The sequence below is a fragment of the Tuberibacillus sp. Marseille-P3662 genome (assembly GCF_900178005.1).
In the GTDB taxonomy this organism is placed as follows: Bacteria; Bacillota; Bacilli; order Bacillales; family Sporolactobacillaceae; genus Marseille-P3662.
The window spans coordinates 1242114-1262551 of the sequence record NZ_FXBS01000006.1; the positions used below are offsets into that span (position 1 = coordinate 1242114).

General features: G+C 43.0%; 23 protein-coding genes. 1 reads left to right on the forward strand and 22 read right to left on the reverse strand.

Going from position 1 to position 20438, the window contains the following annotated elements; genetic code table 11:
* Nucleotides 1-522 precede the first annotated feature (522 nt).
* The 16 genes from sucD to smc form a co-directional block, all read right to left on the reverse strand.
* Nucleotides 523-1425: a succinate--CoA ligase subunit alpha gene (gene sucD / locus B9Y89_RS14910; RefSeq protein ID WP_085523990.1), complete on the reverse strand. Its 903-nt coding sequence runs from the start codon at nt 1423-1425 to the stop codon at nt 523-525.
* A gap of 20 nt (nt 1426-1445) precedes the next feature.
* Nucleotides 1446-2603, reverse strand: a complete 1158-nt coding sequence (gene sucC / locus B9Y89_RS14915) for an ADP-forming succinate--CoA ligase subunit beta (RefSeq protein ID WP_085523991.1) — start codon at nt 2601-2603, stop codon at nt 1446-1448.
* A 240-nt stretch (nt 2604-2843) separates the two neighbouring features.
* Complete coding sequence (locus tag B9Y89_RS14920; protein ID WP_085523992.1) at nt 2844-3128, reverse strand: EscU/YscU/HrcU family type III secretion system export apparatus switch protein; 285 nt, start codon at nt 3126-3128, stop codon at nt 2844-2846.
* Complete coding sequence (locus B9Y89_RS14925) at nt 3125-4321, reverse strand: hypothetical protein (protein WP_085523993.1); 1197 nt, start codon at nt 4319-4321, stop codon at nt 3125-3127. The genes B9Y89_RS14920 and B9Y89_RS14925 overlap by 4 nt, the downstream gene beginning before the upstream one ends.
* A gap of 6 nt (nt 4322-4327) precedes the next feature.
* Entirely contained in the window at nt 4328-5101 is a 774-nt protein-coding gene (locus B9Y89_RS14930) for a ribonuclease HII (protein WP_085523994.1), read from the reverse strand.
* Between the two features lie 78 nt (nt 5102-5179).
* Complete coding sequence (gene ylqF, locus B9Y89_RS14935) at nt 5180-6049, reverse strand: ribosome biogenesis GTPase YlqF (protein ID WP_085523995.1); 870 nt, start codon at nt 6047-6049, stop codon at nt 5180-5182.
* A 9-nt stretch (nt 6050-6058) separates the two neighbouring features.
* Complete coding sequence (gene lepB / locus B9Y89_RS14940) at nt 6059-6586, reverse strand: signal peptidase I (protein ID WP_085523996.1); 528 nt, start codon at nt 6584-6586, stop codon at nt 6059-6061.
* A gap of 122 nt (nt 6587-6708) precedes the next feature.
* Nucleotides 6709-7050: a 50S ribosomal protein L19 gene (gene rplS, locus B9Y89_RS14945; protein ID WP_085523997.1), complete on the reverse strand. Its 342-nt coding sequence runs from the start codon at nt 7048-7050 to the stop codon at nt 6709-6711.
* Between the two features lie 122 nt (nt 7051-7172).
* Nucleotides 7173-7907 (reverse strand): tRNA (guanosine(37)-N1)-methyltransferase TrmD, encoded by a 735-nt coding sequence (gene trmD, locus B9Y89_RS14950; protein ID WP_085524759.1) that lies wholly within the window; start codon nt 7905-7907, stop codon nt 7173-7175.
* Nucleotides 7897-8421, reverse strand: a complete 525-nt coding sequence (gene rimM, locus B9Y89_RS14955; protein ID WP_085523998.1) for a ribosome maturation factor RimM — start codon at nt 8419-8421, stop codon at nt 7897-7899. The genes trmD and rimM overlap by 11 nt, the downstream gene beginning before the upstream one ends.
* A gap of 72 nt (nt 8422-8493) precedes the next feature.
* Nucleotides 8494-8727 (reverse strand): KH domain-containing protein, encoded by a 234-nt coding sequence (locus B9Y89_RS14960; RefSeq protein WP_085523999.1) that lies wholly within the window; start codon nt 8725-8727, stop codon nt 8494-8496.
* A gap of 11 nt (nt 8728-8738) precedes the next feature.
* The gene (rpsP, locus tag B9Y89_RS14965) at nt 8739-9011 is read right to left on the reverse strand and encodes a 30S ribosomal protein S16 (RefSeq protein WP_085524000.1); all 273 of its coding nucleotides are present in this window, start codon (nt 9009-9011) and stop codon (nt 8739-8741) included.
* A 57-nt stretch (nt 9012-9068) separates the two neighbouring features.
* A complete protein-coding gene (ffh, locus tag B9Y89_RS14970; RefSeq protein ID WP_085524001.1) occupies nt 9069-10415 on the reverse strand; it encodes a signal recognition particle protein in 1347 nt (448 codons plus the stop codon).
* Between the two features lie 11 nt (nt 10416-10426).
* Nucleotides 10427-10762, reverse strand: a complete 336-nt coding sequence (locus B9Y89_RS14975; protein ID WP_085524002.1) for a putative DNA-binding protein — start codon at nt 10760-10762, stop codon at nt 10427-10429.
* A 90-nt stretch (nt 10763-10852) separates the two neighbouring features.
* A complete protein-coding gene (gene ftsY, locus B9Y89_RS14980; protein ID WP_085524003.1) occupies nt 10853-11857 on the reverse strand; it encodes a signal recognition particle-docking protein FtsY in 1005 nt (334 codons plus the stop codon).
* Between the two features lie 11 nt (nt 11858-11868).
* Nucleotides 11869-15435 (reverse strand): chromosome segregation protein SMC, encoded by a 3567-nt coding sequence (gene smc / locus B9Y89_RS14985; protein WP_085524004.1) that lies wholly within the window; start codon nt 15433-15435, stop codon nt 11869-11871.
* Between the two features lie 295 nt (nt 15436-15730).
* On the opposite strand from smc, the gene B9Y89_RS14990 reads away from it, so the two are divergent.
* On the forward strand, nt 15731-15958 hold the full coding sequence (locus B9Y89_RS14990; protein ID WP_085524005.1) for a DUF1128 domain-containing protein: 228 nt from the start codon (nt 15731-15733) through the stop codon (nt 15956-15958).
* 46 nt (nt 15959-16004) lie between these two features.
* Here B9Y89_RS14990 and rnc read toward each other — a convergent pair whose 3' ends face one another.
* The 6 genes from rnc to fapR all read right to left on the reverse strand — a co-directional run bounded on the left by rnc (nt 16005) and on the right by fapR (nt 20408).
* A complete protein-coding gene (rnc, locus tag B9Y89_RS14995) occupies nt 16005-16730 on the reverse strand; it encodes a ribonuclease III (protein ID WP_085524006.1) in 726 nt (241 codons plus the stop codon).
* 83 nt (nt 16731-16813) lie between these two features.
* Nucleotides 16814-17050 carry an acyl carrier protein gene (gene acpP, locus B9Y89_RS15000; protein WP_085524007.1) on the reverse strand — a complete coding sequence of 79 codons (237 nt, stop codon included), beginning with the start codon at nt 17048-17050 and terminating at the stop codon, nt 16814-16816.
* Nucleotides 17051-17124: 74 nt separating this feature from the next.
* On the reverse strand, nt 17125-17865 hold the full coding sequence (gene fabG / locus B9Y89_RS15005; RefSeq protein WP_085524008.1) for a 3-oxoacyl-[acyl-carrier-protein] reductase: 741 nt from the start codon (nt 17863-17865) through the stop codon (nt 17125-17127).
* Nucleotides 17865-18812, reverse strand: coding sequence for an ACP S-malonyltransferase (fabD, locus tag B9Y89_RS15010; RefSeq protein WP_085524009.1), 948 nt, complete (start codon nt 18810-18812; stop codon nt 17865-17867). The genes fabG and fabD overlap by 1 nt, the downstream gene beginning before the upstream one ends.
* Nucleotides 18813-18825: 13 nt before the next feature.
* Nucleotides 18826-19839 (reverse strand): phosphate acyltransferase PlsX, encoded by a 1014-nt coding sequence (gene plsX / locus B9Y89_RS15015; protein WP_085524010.1) that lies wholly within the window; start codon nt 19837-19839, stop codon nt 18826-18828.
* Nucleotides 19836-20408: a transcription factor FapR gene (gene fapR / locus B9Y89_RS15020; RefSeq protein WP_085524011.1), complete on the reverse strand. Its 573-nt coding sequence runs from the start codon at nt 20406-20408 to the stop codon at nt 19836-19838. Before fapR ends, plsX begins: the two co-directional genes overlap by 4 nt.
* Between the last annotated feature and the right edge of the window lie 30 nt (nt 20409-20438).

Consider the following 20438-nt stretch of genomic DNA (forward strand, 5'->3'; position numbering starts at 1 on the left):
GCTGTTTTCGTAAATTTTGTTGCTTTTAACCTTATGGTTGAATCAAAATGCGTCGTCATGTGCCGCTCCGGAAATACACTGCGCGCTCGCTGAGTGCCCCGTTATCCTCCTCATGCCCACACCCGGGGTCCCCGAAAAGCAATTTTTGCTTTTTGGGGTGGATTGATGTGGGTAGGATCAGCGTTGTCACAGGACGTGACGCATTTAGCTGATCATCCTTCGCCCTGCGGGGTCTCACTTTAGCCACTAGTCCCGCAGGAGTTTCCGTGTATGTCCTCCGCTGGTATTGCTCTTAACAATTTTATAACATTGATTTTGCCTAGCAACAGCTGAAGACCCCGCAGGAAGTGGTCTTCTTCCGAGGAGGCTTAAGCATTGCCCGCGGAAAGCTTTGCCCGTAACGGAAATCAATATAGCACTTACTTCGCATTTTATAGATTTTGTGCAAAAGCAACAATTTTTTAGAAAACAGGCATTGATAAAAAAGCTCCCTTTAATTAGGGAGCTTTTTTAATAGCCTACTTATTTAATTAGACACTTTTCATATAAATCCTTCTCTTTGAGAACAGAAATTAATGTTTCACCGATAACGGCTGGTGTTTCTGCGACTTGAACACCATTGTCATTTAATGTTTGAATCTTAGCATCCGCCGTTCCTTGTCCACCGGAAACGATTGCACCAGCGTGGCCCATACGTTTTCCTGGAGGTGCCGTTTGACCGCCAATAAAGCCAACAACAGGCTTGTCCATATTTTCATTAATCCACTTGGCAGCTTCTTCTTCGGCCGAACCGCCGATTTCACCGATCATAATGACAGCATGGGTGTCATCATCTTCGTTGAAAGCTTTAAGCACATCAATAAAGTTTGTACCGTTGACCGGGTCACCGCCAATACCGACAGCCGTAGACTGTCCGATATTAGATTGAGTTAATTGATGCACAGCTTCATAGGTTAATGTACCAGAACGGGATACGATGCCGACGTGTCCTTTGGCATGAATATAACCGGGCATAATACCGATTTTACATTCGTCCGGTGTGATCACACCTGGACAGTTCGGACCAATCAACCGTGTGTTGGTGCCTTCCATATACTTTTTAACTTTGATCATATCCTGAACAGGAATATGCTCTGTAATAGTAATAACCATTTCAATAGCAGCATCTACCGATTCCATGATCGCGTCAGCCGCAAAAGCCGGCGGAACATAAATAACAGAAGCATTAGCTCCGGTGGCTTGGACCGCTTCCTCAACAGTGTTAAAGACAGGTACGCCTTCAACTTCCGTACCGCCTTTACCTGGCGTTACACCAGCGACAATATTTGTACCATATTCAAGCGATTGTTGAGTATGGAAGAGACCTTGTCCGCCAGTAATCCCTTGTACAAGGACTTTTGTATCTTGATTAATATAGATACTCACTTTATTCGTCCACCTTTCCTTTAAACTAGTGAGACAATTTTTTCAGCTGCATCAGCCATTGATTCAGCTGCCGTGATATTTAAGCCGGAAGCTTCAAGGATTTGTTTACCTTGTTCAACATTGGTACCTTCAAGACGAACAACAAGTGGTAGTTCGAGTCCAACTTGCTTTGTAGCTTCAATGATCCCGTTAGCAATATCATCACATTTCATAATACCGCCAAAGATATTAACAACAATCCCTTTGACATTAGGATCCGATAAAATGATTTTAAAGGCAGCCGTAACTTTTTCCGCAGAAGCGCCGCCGCCAACATCAAGGAAATTGGCCGGGTCGCCGCCATAATGCTTAATAATGTCCATCGTTGCCATCGCAAGTCCGGCACCGTTAACCATCATGCCGATATTGCCATCAAGAGCCGTGTAGTTAAGATCGTAATTGGATGCTTCGATTTCTTTGTCATCCTCTTCATCTAAATCACGAAGCTCTGACGTTTCTTTATGACGATATAAAGCATTATCATCGAAGTTCAATTTGGCATCCAGTGCCATAACCTGATTGTCACCAGTTGTGACGAGCGGATTAATTTCAGCAACAGAACAATCTTTTTCGACAAAAACATTATATAGCCCAACCATAAACTTGACAGCCTTACCAACCAATTTGGAAGGAATGTTTATGTTAAATGCTAAACGTCTTGCTTGGAACGGCATTAATCCGACGGTCGGATCAATATATTCCTTGAAAATCTTTTCTGGAGTATTAGCGGCCACTTCTTCAATTTCTGTACCGCCTTCCTCTGAACCCATCATAACGATCTGAGATGTGGTTCGATCGACAACAAACCCGATATAATATTCGCTTAGGATATCGCTGCCTTCTTCAATCAGTAAGCGCTTAACTTCCTTACCTTCATCCCCTGTTTGGTGGGTCACCAAAGTTTTTCCTAAAATTTCATCAGCATATGTACGGACGTCGTCAAGTGTCTTTGCCAGTTTGACACCACCGGCTTTGCCGCGACCCCCAGCATGAATCTGTGCTTTGACAACCGTCACATCAGTACCTAATGTTTGTGCGGCTTCAACAGCTTCATCAACAGTAAAAGCCACTTTGCCGTTTGGGACGGCGACGCCATATGATCTTAGCAAGTCCTTGCCTTGATACTCATGGATATTCACTATTGTTACCTCCTATCAATGGTTCCGTAATGGCGTTACCTTTTTATTGTATATAATCCCAATCAAATTTGTCCACCATTTCGGATGTTTCTTAATGATTAATTTTTGAAAGCCTTATCAAATCGTTCCTTTAATTCCTTTAAATAGAAAAATGATCCTATTAAAAATGATAGTAACATCAATATTCATGATTTGTTACACTAAGGATGCAAAGGGGGCATACATAGTTAACTAGTGCGCCTAAGTCGAATCCGTAAAGTCCTTATCGAGCTTATAGATGAACGCAAAAATTTCGGCAACCGCTTCATATAATTCAGAAGGAATCATTTCATTCACTTCCAATTCACTGAGCAACTCAACAAGCGTGCGATCTTCCTGTATTGGAATATGATTGGCCTTTGCAATCGCAATGATTTTATCGGCCCACTCTTGATCGCCATGCGCTTTGATTTTCGGTGCCTGATCCTTCAGTTGGTCGTAGGTGAGCGCCACCGCTCGTTTCTTATAATAATTGTCAGCCGTCATATGTGCCTATCCATCCAATCTTGACTGGGCGTTAATAGTTCGTCTTTCTTTTGTACAGCCGATGCTTTTATCTGTTTGACCGATGACAATTGGTAATCATATTTTTGTAAAATACGAGATAAAACCGGCTTCCAATGGTCCAATCGTTCACTAAAATCGACAGCATCATTATATAAGGATAATGATAAATAACGATTTTGACTCTGTAACAATACCGTGACATCATTCAAATGATCTAATTGAAGATGAAAGACCACCTTACAATGATCGCCATCCAAAGTTCCCGCTTGCGTTTTCCTTCCCTGCCAAAACATCGTGACATCTTTAAACATATGCTGCCACCAAATTGGGAAATGAGTCAGCCACTGGAAAAGGTCTTGCTCCCTCTGGGATAAACCGGTCATCTGCCAACCATTCAATCGGTTAATCAGGGTCTCAGCTTGTTCTTTTACATAAGATGATAGATGAGGATCCTGACGCCATTTAAGCATCATTTGTTTGATACTTAAAGGGAGCTCTTGATTACCTTGACGTTGTTTCAGCAAGGCTTCATCAAAGTAGCCAAGCTGTTCTAAAAGTAATTTTAGAGAGAAACGTGTCTTGGTCTCAAGTGCCGGCCAATGGCTCCAAAGGCTTTGCAATGATTCGTGCGGTAAATGACGATTCAATTGATTGAATATATCAGCCAACCGACCCTCCTGTGCGGAACGTAAGGCCTTTAGGATACCTGCGGATAACGGGTAGTTTTGTCGCAGTAATGGTTTGATTGCATTTAAATCGGCTTCAACATCATCGCTAGTTTGCAAGAGCGACAACACATTTTGCAAACGTTGGCTCGTTAAAGGCAGCCGCGACTCGAGAAAGAAATGGATCACCTGCTTGGACAAGGCATTCTTTTTGACATCTAATTGGTTGTATAAGGATGTTGGCAAAGTGTCTTGTTCAGTAGCTGATGACAACTTTTGAATGATCTTCAATTCAACCCGGGCGTGGGTATTCATGACTTGAAATATGTATGAGGCGTGTAACTGAATCGGTGTCTGTACCTTGGCATGAACAGTCCGACCGTTTAATAAAATATCAACTTGCTGATGGGGATAGATTTTTGCAATTTGACCTTTAATAAACTGGCCGCCAATGAACGTCGGCTGACCAATGGATTTAAAGGTATGAATGCTCGACATAGGCTGCAAATTTACTCATCCTTTCAAGCGTTCACGAACAGGGCGAAACGAGCGGCGATGGTCTGGTATCGGTCCAAGTTGGTCGAGCGCTTCCATGTGCTGCTTGGTCGGATACCCCATATGGTCTTCAAAACCATAGTCTGGATATTGTTTACCTAGATTGATCATCATTTCATCACGGGTTTCTTTAGCAATAATTGAAGCAGCGGCAATGGAAATACTCTTGGCATCACCTTTGATGATGGACGTCTGTGCTATTGACAGAGGAATGTCCATAGCATCAACGAGCAAATGATCCGGAGCGGGCGATAATTGTTCGACAGCCCGAACCATGGCCATTTTTGAGGCTTGATAAATATTCACGCGATCAATATCTTCCGGTGTCGCCACACCGATGCCAATCGCTTCGGCTGTATCTTTTATTTGTCCGACCATGCTCTGACGCTGGTCACGGCTTAATGTTTTCGAATCGTTCACGCCAAGTAACTGGTCATCTGCTGGCAAGATCACAGCACAAGCCACCACAGGGCCAGCCAACGGTCCGCGGCCGACTTCATCAATGCCAGCGATCCGTCGGATTCCTCGATCACGTAGCGCGTGTTCATACTGATTCAGATCATGCCACCGCTTCAACGCTTCCTGCTGCTTCTCATGGGCGCGTTCCATACGTCCTACAAGCTCCTGCACACCTTTACGATGATCCGCCCTTAACATGGCCCATTCGCTCTCTGTTAACGTGGCTCGTCTGTCTAAGAACGTTTTAATTTCTTTAATCGTCATCTTCTCCATTAACTAAGTCACCTTTACTTCATTTATCGACAAATCTTATTAAGTGTTTAACGTCTGACACGTAGAAAAGCACGCAACTTATGTTTGCGTGCTGAAAGCTTCGGGGGTTTCCAATGATAATGCCCCTAGTTTGCCACTTCGGTAGTCTCGCAGGATGATTTCTGACGTTTTGTCATAATCAACCCTACCCCCTGCCATGATACAGCCGCGCTTTTGGCCGATGGTATCAAACAAGGAGACAATCGCTTCCTCATCAAAAGACTCATCTAAATTGTAGCGAGATTTTAAAGCATCAGGATAATGGGTGATTAAAACTTTCAATAAAAATACCGCCGTTTCCTGAAAATCGATCAATTCATCCTTAATTGCTCCCGTTGCAGCTAACTTAAAACCGACGGATTCATCCGCAAACTTTGGCCAAAGAATACCGGGTGTATCCAAAAGTTCCATCGTTTTACCGACTTTAATCCATTGCTGGCCTTTGGTAACACCTGGTCGGTCACCGATTCTAGCTTTTTTTTTGTTAGCCAGCCGGTTAATTAACGTCGACTTACCGACATTGGGGATCCCTAAAATCAAAGCTCGATCGGCTCTAGACTGATAACCCTTACTTTCCATCTTGGTCTTACGAGCTTGATTTAAACGATGAACAGCATCCGGAATTTGTTTGACCCCATTTCCATTCTGCGAATTGACCGCCAATGTCGTGGCACCTTGATCAGCAAAATACTTCTGCCATTCACTCGTCACATTTTCATCAGCCATATCTTTTTTATTTAACAAAACAAAGCGAGGTTTTTGCCCAGCGATATCATCGACCATTGGATTGCGGGAGGCAAGTGGAATTCGCGCATCCACCAGCTCAATGATGACATCAATCAATTTTAACTTTTCCTTCATTAGACGTTGGGCTTTTGCCATATGTCCTGGATACCATTGAATGGTCATGACTATCACCTACTTAAAGAATTCAAAATGAGGGACTGGCCAAAATAAAAGATTGGCTTCACCGACAATTTTGTCCAAATCTACAGAACCAATAATGCGACTGTCCGTACTATTGCGCCTGTTATCACCTAGAACAAACACTTTCCCTTCAGGAACTTTGGTTTTAAAATCATATGTAAGGGGACCGTTTGTTTTCTGCTTATATTTTTGCAGAAAAGGCTCTTCAATCTTTTTACCATCTACGATGAGTTGTCCATTCTTATATTGTATCGTTTCCCCAGGCAATCCGATAACACGCTTAATATAATCTGATTCTTCAGTCGCATGAAACACAACAATATCAAAACGCTCCAGGTCACCGAATGTTGTCTCAAGCCGGTTAACAATCAAATGATCGTTATCATGAAGCGTTGGCATCATAGAACGACCATCAACCATAATATGTGTGAATAAGAATTGTCTTATAAGAGCCGCTAAAATAATTGCAATAATAACCGGCTTGATCATTCCCCAGGTTTTCTTTCCAAAATCCGCCATGGACAGAGCCTCCATGTATCTCATTGTATAAAGAAAACTTGGCTTACCGCCAAGCCTTAGTTCCATTTATACTTTCTTTAAGTGAAAAAAAGAAGCTTGCGAACAAGCTTCTTTTATCACCATTAACGACTTTTAATGCGAGCGGCTTTACCGATGCGATCACGCATATAATAAAGTTTGGCGCGACGTACTTTTCCGTGGCGAACAACTTCAATTTTGTCGATTTTTGGTGAGTGAACAGGGAATGTTCGCTCAATACCGACACCAAAAGAAATTTTACGCACAGTGAATGTTGCGCTGATACCTGTACCACGGCGCTTAAGTACAAATCCTTCAAATACCTGAATACGCTCACGCGTGCCTTCAACAACTTTGACGTGAACTTTCACAACGTCACCAGCTCGAAATTCAGGTACGTCAGATTTCAATTGTTCTTGCGTCACTTCACGAATTAACTCTTGCATAAATGCCCCTCCTTCCGCACAAATGTTCATACGACTTTATCTATCGCAGCGGAACACCGTAGTGAATGGCATTTGCCACAACGATTATATTATCATATTCTCTCGTTAGCTGCAATAGAGAATCAGTCGTTTGATTTCAATGCTTCTAACCAATCCTTAGCTTGTTCATCCAGCGATAGTTTATTAAGCAGCTCCGGACGTCGTTCGTAAGTTCTTTTGATTGACTGCCGGTAACGCCATTCATCAATTTTGGCATGATTGCCCGATCTAAGCACCTCAGGCACTTCAAAACCACGAAAGTTTGCTGGACGGGTATATTGTGGATGTTCCAGCAAACCATTTGAAAACGAATCAGAGACAGCTGATGTTTCATTACCTAAAACACCGGGAAGCAAGCGTACCACACTATCGATGACCACCATGGCTCCAAGTTCACCACCTGTCAGAACATAATCACCAATGGATATTTCATCAGTAATCAAATGATCACGAATACGTTCATCATAACCTTCATAATGACCGCAAATAAATATCAAGTGATCCTCCTTAGACAGGGCTTCAGCGTCGGCTTGTTGATAGGGACGGCCTTGAGGTGTTAATAAAATCACCCTCGGTTGCTGTTCAGCAGATTCAGTAACGGCATCAACAGCATCGAAAATCGGCTGCGGTGTCAATACCATGCCTGCTCCGCCACCATACGGATAATCATCCACGCGGTTATGCTTATTTTCCGTGTAATCGCGAAAATTTGTCACAGCAAAATCTACAATACCGCGGTCAGCAGCTTGATGCATCATCGAAGCACTGAGCACTCCGGTAAACATCTCCGGAAATAGGGATAGAATATCAATCTTCATCATCCATCAACCCATCTAGTAAGTGAATCTTAATCGTATTATTACTGACATCAATCGCTTTGACCACATCTTCTATGTAAGGGATTAAGACATCTTCCCCGTTCCGACCTACAACCCAGACATCATTCGCACCGGGAGAAAGGATTTCATTGACGCGGCCGATATAGTCACCCGCTTCACTATATACATCACAGCCGATAATTTCATGATAATAGAATTCATTATCCCCTAATGGTTCTAACTGTTCTTTTGAAACAAACAACAATTGCCCTTTCATCCACTCCACATCTTCAATCGATTCATACCCAGCAAAAGTAAGTAAATGAAATTGTTTATGAATCCTGTGACCAGATACCGTAACGGGTGTCTTGTTTGTGTCATCCTTGCCAATATATAGAACAGCATCTTCGGCAAACCGCTTGTCTTCAAAGTCTGTTGAACTCATAACACGGACTTCACCACGGAGACCATGCATATTGACGATTTTACCGACGTGAAACCACTCTTGTTTCATACCATCACAACCTCTTCTGAAACTTATCATTTGTCAAAATGAAAACAAAAGTAGGGAGAGCCCACGCTCCCCCTACTCCCGTATAGCGACATTCACATTTTTTTGATGAGCTGCTCCTGCTGCTTGGACAACGGTCCGAACAGCCGTGGCAATTCGGCCGTGTTTTCCAATAACTTTTCCCATATCATCCTTATGAACCGTCAATACATAATCAATGGTTCCGCCGTCATGCCGCTCTTGGGTGACATGGATGTCATCGGGGTGATCAACAAAAGGTTCGACAACGGTTTTGATAAGCTCATCCATCAACCATCAACCTACTTCTTTTGCTTGGCGTTATGCAATTTTTCCATCAAGCCTTCATTGGAAAACAAATTGCGGACTGTGTCAGAAGGCTTAGCCCCTTTCAACATCCAGTCTAAAGCTTTGTCTTGATCCAGATTAACTTCGGCTGGTTCAACCACTGGATTATATGTGCCAAGTTGTTCAATGATGCGGCCGTCACGTGGTGATTTGGAATCAGCGACAACCACACGATAGAATGGGCGTTTTTTAGCTCCCATGCGTTTCAAACGAATTTTTACTGCCATTATTCATTCACCTTCCTGAAATCATTGATATTTTTACTAATCTCGATTCTTATCTAGCTAAAATGGGAGGTTAAACGGGTTCTTGCCTTTCTTTTTGCCTTTCCCCGTTCCCATCATTTGTTTCATCATTTTCTTCATTTCTTTAAATTGCTTAAGCAATTTATTAACATCTTGAACGCTTGTACCGCTCCCCTTAGCAATCCGGCGTTTACGGCTAGCGTTAATGACATCCGGGGTTTCTTTCTCTTCCCTTGTCATCGATTGGATAATCGCCTCAATGCTGGTTAACTGACTTTCATCAACATTGAGGTTTTTCATCCCTTTCATCTTGTTGGCACCCGGCATCATACCAAGTAAATCTTCAAGCGGACCCATATTGCGAACTTGGCCAAGCTGATCCAAGAAATCATCAAACGTAAAGCTTTGATCACGCATTTTCTGTTCCATTTCCTTGGCTTTTTGTTCATCAACATTCTGCTCAGCTTTTTCAATAAGGGATAGAACGTCTCCCATACCAAGAATCCGCGATGCCATCCGTTCAGGATGGAATGCCTCTATAGCATCAAGTTTCTCACCCAGACCAGCAAACTTAATCGGTGTCCCGGTAACAGCTTTTACAGATAAAGCGGCCCCGCCACGGGTATCGCCGTCCAACTTAGTCATCATTACACCTGATAAATCCAAGCGGCTATCAAAGCTTTCGGCGACGTTTACCGCATCCTGCCCTGTCATCGCATCAACAACCAATAATGTTTCATCAGGTTGAACGGTGTCCTTGATATTTGATAATTCATCCATCAGCTCTTCATCGATATGAAGACGTCCTGCGGTATCAATGAACACAACATCATGGTGATCTTCCTTGGCCTTATCAACCGCTTGTTGGGCAATCTGTACAGGATCAGCGTCTTCGCCGAGTGAGAACACCGGCATATCTAATTGTTTGCCAAGGGTTTGCAATTGGTTGATGGCGGCTGGACGGTAGACGTCGGCAGCAACAAGCAACGGGTTTTTGTTAAATTCTTTTCGAACATAGTTCGCTAATTTCCCGACAGTGGTTGTCTTACCGGCCCCTTGCAAACCGGCTAACATAATCACTGTCGGTGGTTTGGAAGCAAACTGAAGTTTATTCTGCTCACCGCCCATCAACGTCGTCAATTCTTCCTGAACAACTTTAATGACTTGTTGACCCGGTGTTAAACTATCAAGAACATCTTGACCGACAGCCCGCTCTTTAACCCGTTTGATAAAGTCTTTAACAACCTTAAAATTAACATCGGCTTCGAGTAAAGCGAGCCGGACTTCACGCGTCATTTCTTTGACGTCGTCTTCCGTCACCTTGCCTTTGCCGCGTATCTTTTTTATCGTTGCTTGAAGCCGGTCAGATAAGTTTTCAAATGCCATTCTGCCGCCTCCTAATCAAGATTCTCCAATTCAGCGATTTTGTGCTGAATGGCCGTGGACCTCACATGATCTTCCTGCGACAGTATGGTTCGCAGTTCCCCGATGATTTTCGTTCGCTCCATGTATTTATTGTAAAGAGCGAGCTTTACCTCAAAATCTTCAAGCATGGCTTCTGTGCGCCGCAGGTTATCATAGACAGCTTGACGGCTTACATCGAAAGTCTCAGCTATCTCGCCAAGTGAGTAATCATCAATGTAATATAAATTCATATAACGTTGTTGTTTGGGGGTTAACAATGATTGATAAAAGTCGTACAAAGCATTGACCCGCATGGTCTTTTCTAACATATTCGCATCACCTTGTAAAGCTTATTCACTTTACACATTGATTATAATAACTTGTTTTTATAAGTGTGTCAAGTTTTTTTCTTAACAGTTTTATTCATGCGTGTCTTCGACTTCTGTCTCTTCACTAAACAAATCAGAAAACAAACCGTAAACAAAACTATCGGCATCAAAATGTTGCAGATCGTCGATACCTTCACCTAACCCCACAAATTTGACCGGCAGATCCAGTTCATGTCTAATTGCTAGAACAATCCCGCCTTTAGCTGTCCCATCAAGTTTGGTTAATACAATGCCGCTGACATCCGTCGCTTCCTTAAAGGTCTTCGCTTGACTAAGGGCATTCTGTCCCGTTGTTGCATCCAATACAAGCAACACTTCATGGGGAGCATCTGGAACTTCCCTTGTAATCACACGTTTAACCTTTTCTAATTCTTTCATGAGATTGACTTTGTTCTGCAGTCGTCCGGCTGTATCACAAATCAAGACATCAGCACCACGCGACTTTGCGGCTTGAACCGCATCATAAACCACAGCAGCTGGGTCTGATCCCTCCTGATGTTTGATCACATCAACGCTAGCACGTTCCCCCCAGGCCTCCAATTGTTCAATGGCCCCGGCACGAAACGTATCACCAGCAGCGAGCACCACATTCTGGCCGTCTTGTTTAAATTGATGCGCGAGCTTGCCAATCGTCGTTGTTTTACCAACACCATTAACGCCGACAACAAGAATGACAGTCATACCATTGTGATTCATTATCATTTCAGTTTCCTGATCAGATTTTTCTAGCATATCGGCGAGCACTTCAATGATTACATCTTTTAACTCAGCGGTTTCTTTTATATTACGTTTCCTCGCTTCATCTTTAAGTTTTTCAACAAGATCCATCACGGTTTGCATGCCAACATCCGCGGAAATCAAGATTTCTTCTAGTTCTTCAAAGAATTCTTCATCCACTTTCCGGTAACGGGCCATTAAATTGTTCATTTTGTCCGCTACCGAATGTCGTGTTTTGGCTAACCCCCCTTTGAATTTTTCAGTGACACTATTTTTCTGTGACGTCATTTTCTCTTTTAATTTTTTTATAAAGCTCATAGCTGACCTCCTTATGTTGCTTCGATAAGTTCTTTTGTTTCTTCCAATCGAACCGATACAAGTTTGGATACACCGGATTCCTGCATGGTGACACCATAAAGGACATCGGATTGTTCCATAGTTCCTTTTCTGTGTGTAATGACGATAAATTGCGTGCCTTGACTAAATGTTTTTAAAAACTCAGCGTACCGATCAACATTGGCTTCATCCAAAGCCGCTTCCACCTCATCAAGGACACAGAAAGGAACTGGACGAACTCTTAGGATCGAAAATAATAGGGCAATTGCGGTGAGTGCCCGTTCGCCGCCTGATAATAATGATAGATGCTGAAGCTTTTTCCCTGGCGGTTGTGCAAGGATATCAACACCGCTATTAAGCAAATCATGTTCATCGGTAAGGGCTAAATCAGCGCGACCGCCTCCGAATAGTTGCTGAAAGATCACTTTAAACTGATCTTGTACGCTATAAAATGTATATTCAAACCGGCTTCGAACTTCCTCGTCCATTTCGGAAATGACATCCAACAGTGTTTGCTTGGCTTCAATTAAATCATTCTTTTGTTCTTGTAAAAACGTCAGCCGTTCGGATACACGCTCATATTCATCAATGGAAGCAAGATTAACCGTTCCCAGTTCATCGATGGATCGTTTTAATAATTTCACTTCCTGCCGGGCCGCTTCAATATCATCCGGGAGTGTATAGCGTTCTTTAGCCGCTTCAAAACTTAACTCATAATTTTCCCTAAGTCCGTTCAGTAAATTATCCAAGGCGACATCGACGCGTTCATGGGCTAATTCTTCCCTCTTTAGTGTTTCCGTTGTTTCTTTTAATAGACGTTGCTCCTCTTTCAATTCCTGCTCAGCGGCTTCTAATTGTTGATAGATTTGCTGGCGTTTCTCGCGGCGCTCCTCAATCCAATGGGTAATCGCTTCTTTATCCTGGCGACATTGCTGGATGTTCTCATCCAATGTCTGCTGATCATATTGCTGATGATCCAAATGACTGCCCACTTCTTGAATCGCTTGGTTGGCTGTATCTAATTGCTGTGTGATCGATTGTAGATCCGCTTGCCGTTCATCAAGACGATCTTTTAAGTTGGTCACAACCTCTTGTTGTCTTGCTTTTTTAACCTTAAGGTCATGCCATTCATTTTGTAGACGCTCCTTGGTAGCTTCCTCGTTTTTCTTCTGTTCTTCAAGCTCTTCGATCCGCCGATTTAATTGGTGATCTTGGTCTTTCAGCGTCGTTTGCTTGTCGTGGAGTTGTTTCAATTTGTTATCAATGGCTTGGATCTCACTTGTGAATGTTTCCCGTTCCCGTTTGATGAGGTCGCCTTTATCTGTCATTGATTTGATTTCATAGTCCACATCACGCAATTGATCAACAAGCGATTGCTTTTGTTCCCCAAGCTTCGAGAGGACTTGGTGTTTCTCTTGAACAACAGGCTGTAGCTGTTTGATTTGATCGTTCAATTTTGTGACTTGGTCACTCAATGTTTGTTTTTGCTGTTCCATTTCTTCAATTTGTTCCGTTAGTTTCTCAATATCTCTTTGCCGACCAATGAGACTAACTTTGTTATTCTTTTGACTGCCACCGGACATTGAACCACCGGGGTTAACGATGTCACCTTCTAGCGTGACAATCCGGTGCTTGTGCTGGATGACTTTAGCCAGTGCATTAGCCCCCTTCAAATGTTCGGCGATGATGACATTTCCGAGCAAATGACGGATCACATGCTGATGTTCCTCCTTACAATTGACGAGTTGATCTGCCGTGCCAACAAATACGGAATGTTGACTCATTTTATTGAGATCATGACGGGCAACGAACCGAGGTTTGATGACTGATAACGGTAAAAATGTAGCACGCCCCGCCCCATTATGTTTCAAAAATCGGATGGCTTCACGAGCATCATTTTCTTGATCAACAATAATGTTCTGGGCCGCACCACCAAGCGCCGTCTCAATCGCCTTTTCATGAGTCTTATCCACCCGCACAAGTTCAGCAACAGCACCGTGAATCCCATTTAATTGTTGATGCGATTGCAGCACTTTTTTGACGCCATGAAAATAACCAGAATAATCATCATTCATATCTTCAAGCATGTCTTTTTTAGACTGTGCTTGACGTAGGTATTGATCAATATTCGTCAAAGCATCTTTCCGTTTTTGATATTGTCGCTTTGCTTCATCTAATTTTGCTTGATTGGAACGGTACGCTTCAGATTCCGTTTGTTCTTGATCCGTTATGGACTGTAACTGGTCATTGAGACCCCGTCTTTGTTGGTCCAACTGCTCATGTTGGTGGCTGACACCTTGATCTTCATCACCAAGGCGCTTAGCTCGTTCTGTCATTTGCTGCTTCTGCTCGTTCAAATACCGGATTTCATTTCGGCTTGAAGCCTGATCATTCAATAATTCAATATAATCCGCCTTGAGTTGCTCGATTTCATTTTCAATTGATTCCTTGAAATGGTCCAACTGATCCTGGCGTTGTTGGAGCTGGTCATTGAGATCATCAAGCGTCTGCTTTTGTTGCTTGTAATTGGCTGCTTCTTGCTCGACATCGAGCTGGCATGTTTTCTGCTGATCGGTGAGCTTCTTAATTCGATCATCAAGCTCATGAGCATTTTCTTGAGCATGCTTCGCTCGTTCTTCAAGGACATTTTTTTGCCCTTCATACTTTTCCACCATTTGACTTGCTAACAATAAAGATTCTTGTAAGTCTCCAATCGATTCATCTAAGGCTTGAACAGTGGTCCGTTTTTCGTCATTATTTGCTTGCCGTTCTTGAATGGCTGACGTCTGCTCAGATTCTTTGGTCTTGAGTTGTTCAATCTTATCGGCGCGTTCCTGCCATTCCTTATGTTTGATTTCAATATCATAAGCGTATAATGCAACCTCTGTCTTTTCTAACGACTCCTTTTTATGTAAATAATCCTTAGCGACTGAGGCTTGTTCTTCCAGCGGCCCCACTTGATTCTCCAATTCAAAGATAATATCTTCAATGCGGTCAAGATTATCTTGAGATTCATTTAATTTTTTTTCAGCGTCTTGCTTTCGGTGTTTATATTTTAAAACGCCTGCTGCTTCTTCAAAGATTTTTCGTTTATCTTCAGGCTTACTATTTAAAATTTCATCAATTTTACCTTGACCAATAATCGAATAAGCTTCGCGTCCAAGACCTGAATCCATAAATAAATCAACAATATCCTTCAAGCGACATTTTTGATTATTCAGTAAATACTCGCTATCTCCTGAACGGAACACTCGGCGCGTGACACTGACCTCATTAAAGTCATAAGCCAGGTATTGATCCGAATTATCTAAAATGAGGGTGACTTCAGCCATATTTAAAGGCTGCTTCGCGTCACTCCCGGCAAAAATAATATCTTCCATCTTTGCTCCGCGTAACGATTTAGCAGATTGCTCACCTAGCACCCACCGAACCGCATCGGCAATGTTGCTCTTCCCGCTTCCATTAGGTCCTACCACCGAGGTGACACCGGGAACGAACTCAACATTTATTTTATTAGCGAAGGATTTAAATCCAACAACTTCCAGTTGTTTGAGGAACATGTCTCATATCCTCTCCTAGAACTTTCAAATATCTCTTAAATAAAAAACCGTTTTTATTGTATCATAGCTTGGCCGAACACAGGTGTGATTTTTTTGATAAGGCTGTTTTCGTAAATTTTGTTGCCTTTTAGCCTCGTGGTTGAATCAAAATACGACCAGTTTATAGATTTTGTGCATAACAACAATCTTTGATCAAACAGCCTTTGGAAAAAAGATTGTTAAATAAGGGAGAAGCGGTTGTATTATGTACACCATTTGATAAAATGGGCAATAAACGTTTGTATGGAGGCGAACCATGGATTTAACCATCAAAAACAATGAAAATATTGAGTATATGCTGTCTGAGATTAAGAAAAAACTACAGCTAGTTAATCCGGAACTTATTCAACCAGAGGCCTACTCAACGAGCCAATATGATGACTTATTTGATTTGTATCAAATGATTAGTAAGAAAGATCAGATTAGTGTTAATGAAATGCAAGGGATTATGGATGAATTACGCTCGCTGAGGAATAACAACTAATAATACAGACAAAGAGCACCGTTCTATGGACGGTGCTCTAAATAGTTCATTCGATGGTTTGCAAAGCAACTTGGGCGGCATGCTGCTCCGATTCTTTCTTTGACTTGCCTTGTCCACTGCCCAGGGTCTCACCGTTTAACAATACATTTGAGATAAATGTCCGGCTATGGGCCGGTCCTTCTTCCCCGGCAACCGTATATTTTAATTCACCTAAATTCCTGCGCTGCACCGCTTCTTGTAATTGACTTTTAAAATCCATCACATATGAAAAAGCACCCTTACGAATCGGAGGATACACAACCGTCTCCAGAAAACGGTTGACGGGTTCCAATCCTTTGTCAAGATATAAGGCACCGACAAAAGCCTCGAACACATCAGCCAATAGGGCGGGGCGCTTCCGTCCGCCTGTCCGTTCCTCACCTTTTCCGAGAAAAATCATGTCACCAAATGAAAATTGTCTCGCGAATTCAACTAAGGACGGTTCACAAACAATTGCGGCTCTGAGCTTTGTCAAATCCCCTTCGCTCATCGAAGGATACGCTTGATATAGATAGTTGGACACCAATAGTTCCAAGACAGCATCACCCAGAAACTCTAGGCGCTCATAATCATCGTTACTCTGTTTACGGTGTTCATTCACATATGACGAATGGGTAAAAGCTTGCTTCAATAACTTATCATTAACCAATGGAAGATCTGCTTGTTGTAAAAACCGGTGCAGTTTTTCCATTTTATCTTTTTCATCCTGTTGTAATTGATTCAGTGGTGCCATGGGATTAACCCTCCAATCTCTTCTGCCCTTTATTCTTTTTAAAATAAAGTCCCGTTAAAACGGGACTTTATTGCCAGGATCAGCTATTGATTATTGTTTATGTAGTCCACTACGTCGCCTACAGTCACAATTTTTTCAGCATCCTCGTCGGAGATTTCCAAATCAAACTCATCTTCAAGTTCCATAACCAATTCAACAACATCAAGGGAATCGGCATCCAAGTCATCTTTAAAAGAAGCTTCAGGTTTCACTGCAGATTCCTCAACATCTAGACGGTCGACAACGATCTTTTGAATTTTTGGTAGAATTTCTTCAGCCATTCCGTTTCACCTCCCCTCAAGGTTATAGGGCTCTAATAAAATACCAGATTTGAACCTGGACGTAAAGCTATTTGTTATTGCATGACCATACCGCCGTCAATGCTAAGCACTTGCCCCGTCATATAGTCACTGTCTTCAGAAGCCAAAAATCGAACGGCTTTGGCAACATCCTTAGGATCACCTAACCGGGATAACGGAATTTGCGATAACATACTTTCCTTCATATCATCCGTTAAGGTATCGGTCATCTCGGTCGTAATAAATCCGGGTGCAACCGCATTGACATTAATATTTCTTGCCGCGAGCTCACGGGCTGTGGTCTTTGTTAGACCGATAACGCCTGATTTAGCCGCAACGTAATTCGCTTGACCCGGGTTACCGATCAAACCAACAACTGAAGCAACGTTAATAATTTTGCCTTGACGCTGCTTCATCATCGGACGCGTAACGGCTTTTGTCATATTAAAGACACCTTTAAGATTCGTATTAATCACGTCATCCCATTCATCTTCCTTCATCCGCATGAGTAAGTTGTCCTTGGTGATGCCGGCATTATTCACGAGGATATCGAGTGATCCAAAGTCTTTCGCCACTTGTTTGACCATGGCCCCGGCGGCCTCTGCATCTGAGATATCACACTGATACGGAACCGCGCTTACACCAATGGCTTTAATCTCGTTAACAACAGCGCTAGCTTTCGCTTCATTTCCTGCATAATTAACAGCCACATTGACGCCATTTTGAGCTAACTCTAGTGCAATCGCGCGACCGATTCCTCTTGACGCACCTGTGACGAGCGCAACCTGTCCATCCATTAGGCCTCACCTTCCTTAATAGCATTGAGGGTTTCCTGTAGAGAAGCCACATCATTTACTTGATAGATGGCGGCCCGTCGATCAACCTTTTTAATCAATCCTGACAATACTTTGCCCGGACCAATCTCAATATACGTATCAACACCTGAGGCTTTCATTGTTTCAACACTTTCCACCCAGCGGACAGGCGAATAAAGTTGTTCAATTAAACGCTGATAAATATTATCTGAAGAGGTTACAACATCAGCCGTGACATTAGCTATGACGGGACATTCAGCCTCTTGTATATCAATATCATTTAAGACGGTTGACAATTGATCCGCCGCCGGTTTCATCAGACTAGAATGAAACGGTCCGCTCACATTCAACGGAATCACGCGCTTGGCTCCTTTTTCTTTAGCCAGCTCTCCTGCTTGCTCAACGCCCTTCGCCGTTCCTGAAATAACAATCTGGCTCGTACTGTTAATATTAGCGAGCTGCACACTTTCACCGGAAGACGTGACTTGTTCGCATAGCTCCGTTAATGAATCTGCTTTCAAACCCATGACAGCCGCCATTGAGCCTTCGCCAGCTGGAACTGCTTGTGCCATAAACTGCCCACGCTGGCGTACAGCAAAAACAGCATCCTCAAATGATAAGGCTCCGGCTGCTACCAATGCACTGTATTCCCCCAAACTATGACCAGCTGCATAATCAGGAGTGAGTCCTTCGCGCTGCATGATGCGCATAAGAGCAGTGCTGACAGTAAGCAGCGCCGGTTGTGTATTTTCAGTTAACGTCAGCGTATCATCTGGCCCGTTAAAAATGATGTCACTAAGTGAAAAACCTAGGCGTTCATCAGCAGCCTGAAAAATGTCCTTAGCATCAGGATACGCTTCAACAATATCCTGACCCATTCCAACGTATTGTGATCCTTGTCCAGGAAAAACAAAAGCGAGTTTACCCATAATAATGGTCCTCCTATTCTTGCCATTGTTCTTTCGTATCAAGCACCGCTTGCTCAATCGTGCCAATCACGTTCTCACTAACAATTAAATCCGCTTGCTGAATGGAGCGGTAAACAGCGTCAGCATTAGATGAACCATGGGCTTTAATAACTGGCGCTGCCAATCCAAACAGACAAGCCCCGCCATAATTAGAATAGTCCATCTTGTTTTTAATTCCTTTTAATTTGGGATATAAAAGGGAAGCAATTAATTTCGAAAATAGTGAACCTGTGAGTTGCTGTTTAACTAACGAAAAGACTGATAGAGCCGTCCCTTCAATGGATTTGAGTACTAAATTACCGGAGAATCCATCGGCGACAACAACGTCAGCAGCACCATTTAATAGGTCCCGAGATTCCACATTCCCAACAAAATGAATGGGGGCTTTTTCGAGCAGAGCAAACGCTTCTTTACACAATTGGTTCCCCTTGCCTTGCTCTTCACCAACATTAAGGAGCCCCACCGTTGGTTGCTGTTTGCCTCCTACCTTTTGCGTATAAATACTGCCCATAATCGCATATTGCAAAAGGTGCTCTGGCCTCGCATCCATATTGGATCCAACATCCAAAAACAGAAAACCTTCAGATCCTTTCATAACCGGTAATGTCGGAGCTAGCGCTGGGCGATCGATTCCGTTAACACGTCCGACACCAAACAACCCTGCTGACATAAGTGCCCCCGTATTACCTGCAGAAATAACCGCATCAGCGCGTCCTTCTTTTACTTCATTAACAGCCAAGACCATCGACGCGTCCTTTTTCTTCCGCACTGATTTGACCGGAGCATCATTAGGTGTAATGACTTCATTTGTATGTATAAGATGTAACCGTTCTGTTGACTGAGATTGTTGTAATAGCGGCTTGATTTGCTGTTCATCACCGACGAGGGTGACCTCAAGATTTTTGTTCAATTGAAGAGCCTTTAGAGTGCCCTCAACAATCGCTTGGGGAGCATTGTCACCACCCATGGCATCAATGGCTAGTTTCATTCGACGTCTCTCCCCTCTAAGTTTGATCTATACATCGTGAATGTTCCTTTAAAAACATGCTCCTCACCGGAAAAGCTGTTGACCTCAACAGCCGTACGTCCTTTTCCAACCTGAGTCACAGTCGCTTTCGCTATTACCCGTTCCCCGGATTTCACTTGGCGGATAAACTTTAGTTTGACATCAGACGTCAGAGCGAGTTCATCATTAATTACCGCGACAGCCAAGGAGTTGGCTTGAGCGAATAAATGATGCCCCCTCGCAATCCCCGTCCTTGAGAATACATGCTCTGTTTGAATTTCCAGCAGTGAGATCGCACTTTGATCCAATTGGAGATCAATGATTGAACCAATCACTTCATCCTCTTGTAAAGCTTTGACCTCATCAAATTGTTGTTCAGCGACATCTTTAATGCGTTTTCTTAATTCGGGGATATTTAACTCCATTCGATCCAATCGAATCGTTTGAATACTAACCCCAAATTGTTTCGCTAAATCCTCATCCGTCACAAAGGGTGTTTGTTGGATGGTTTCAGCTAATTGTTGATGGCGTTCTTGTTTATTCAATTTCATTAATGACACCGCCAGTTATGACTAGGTACT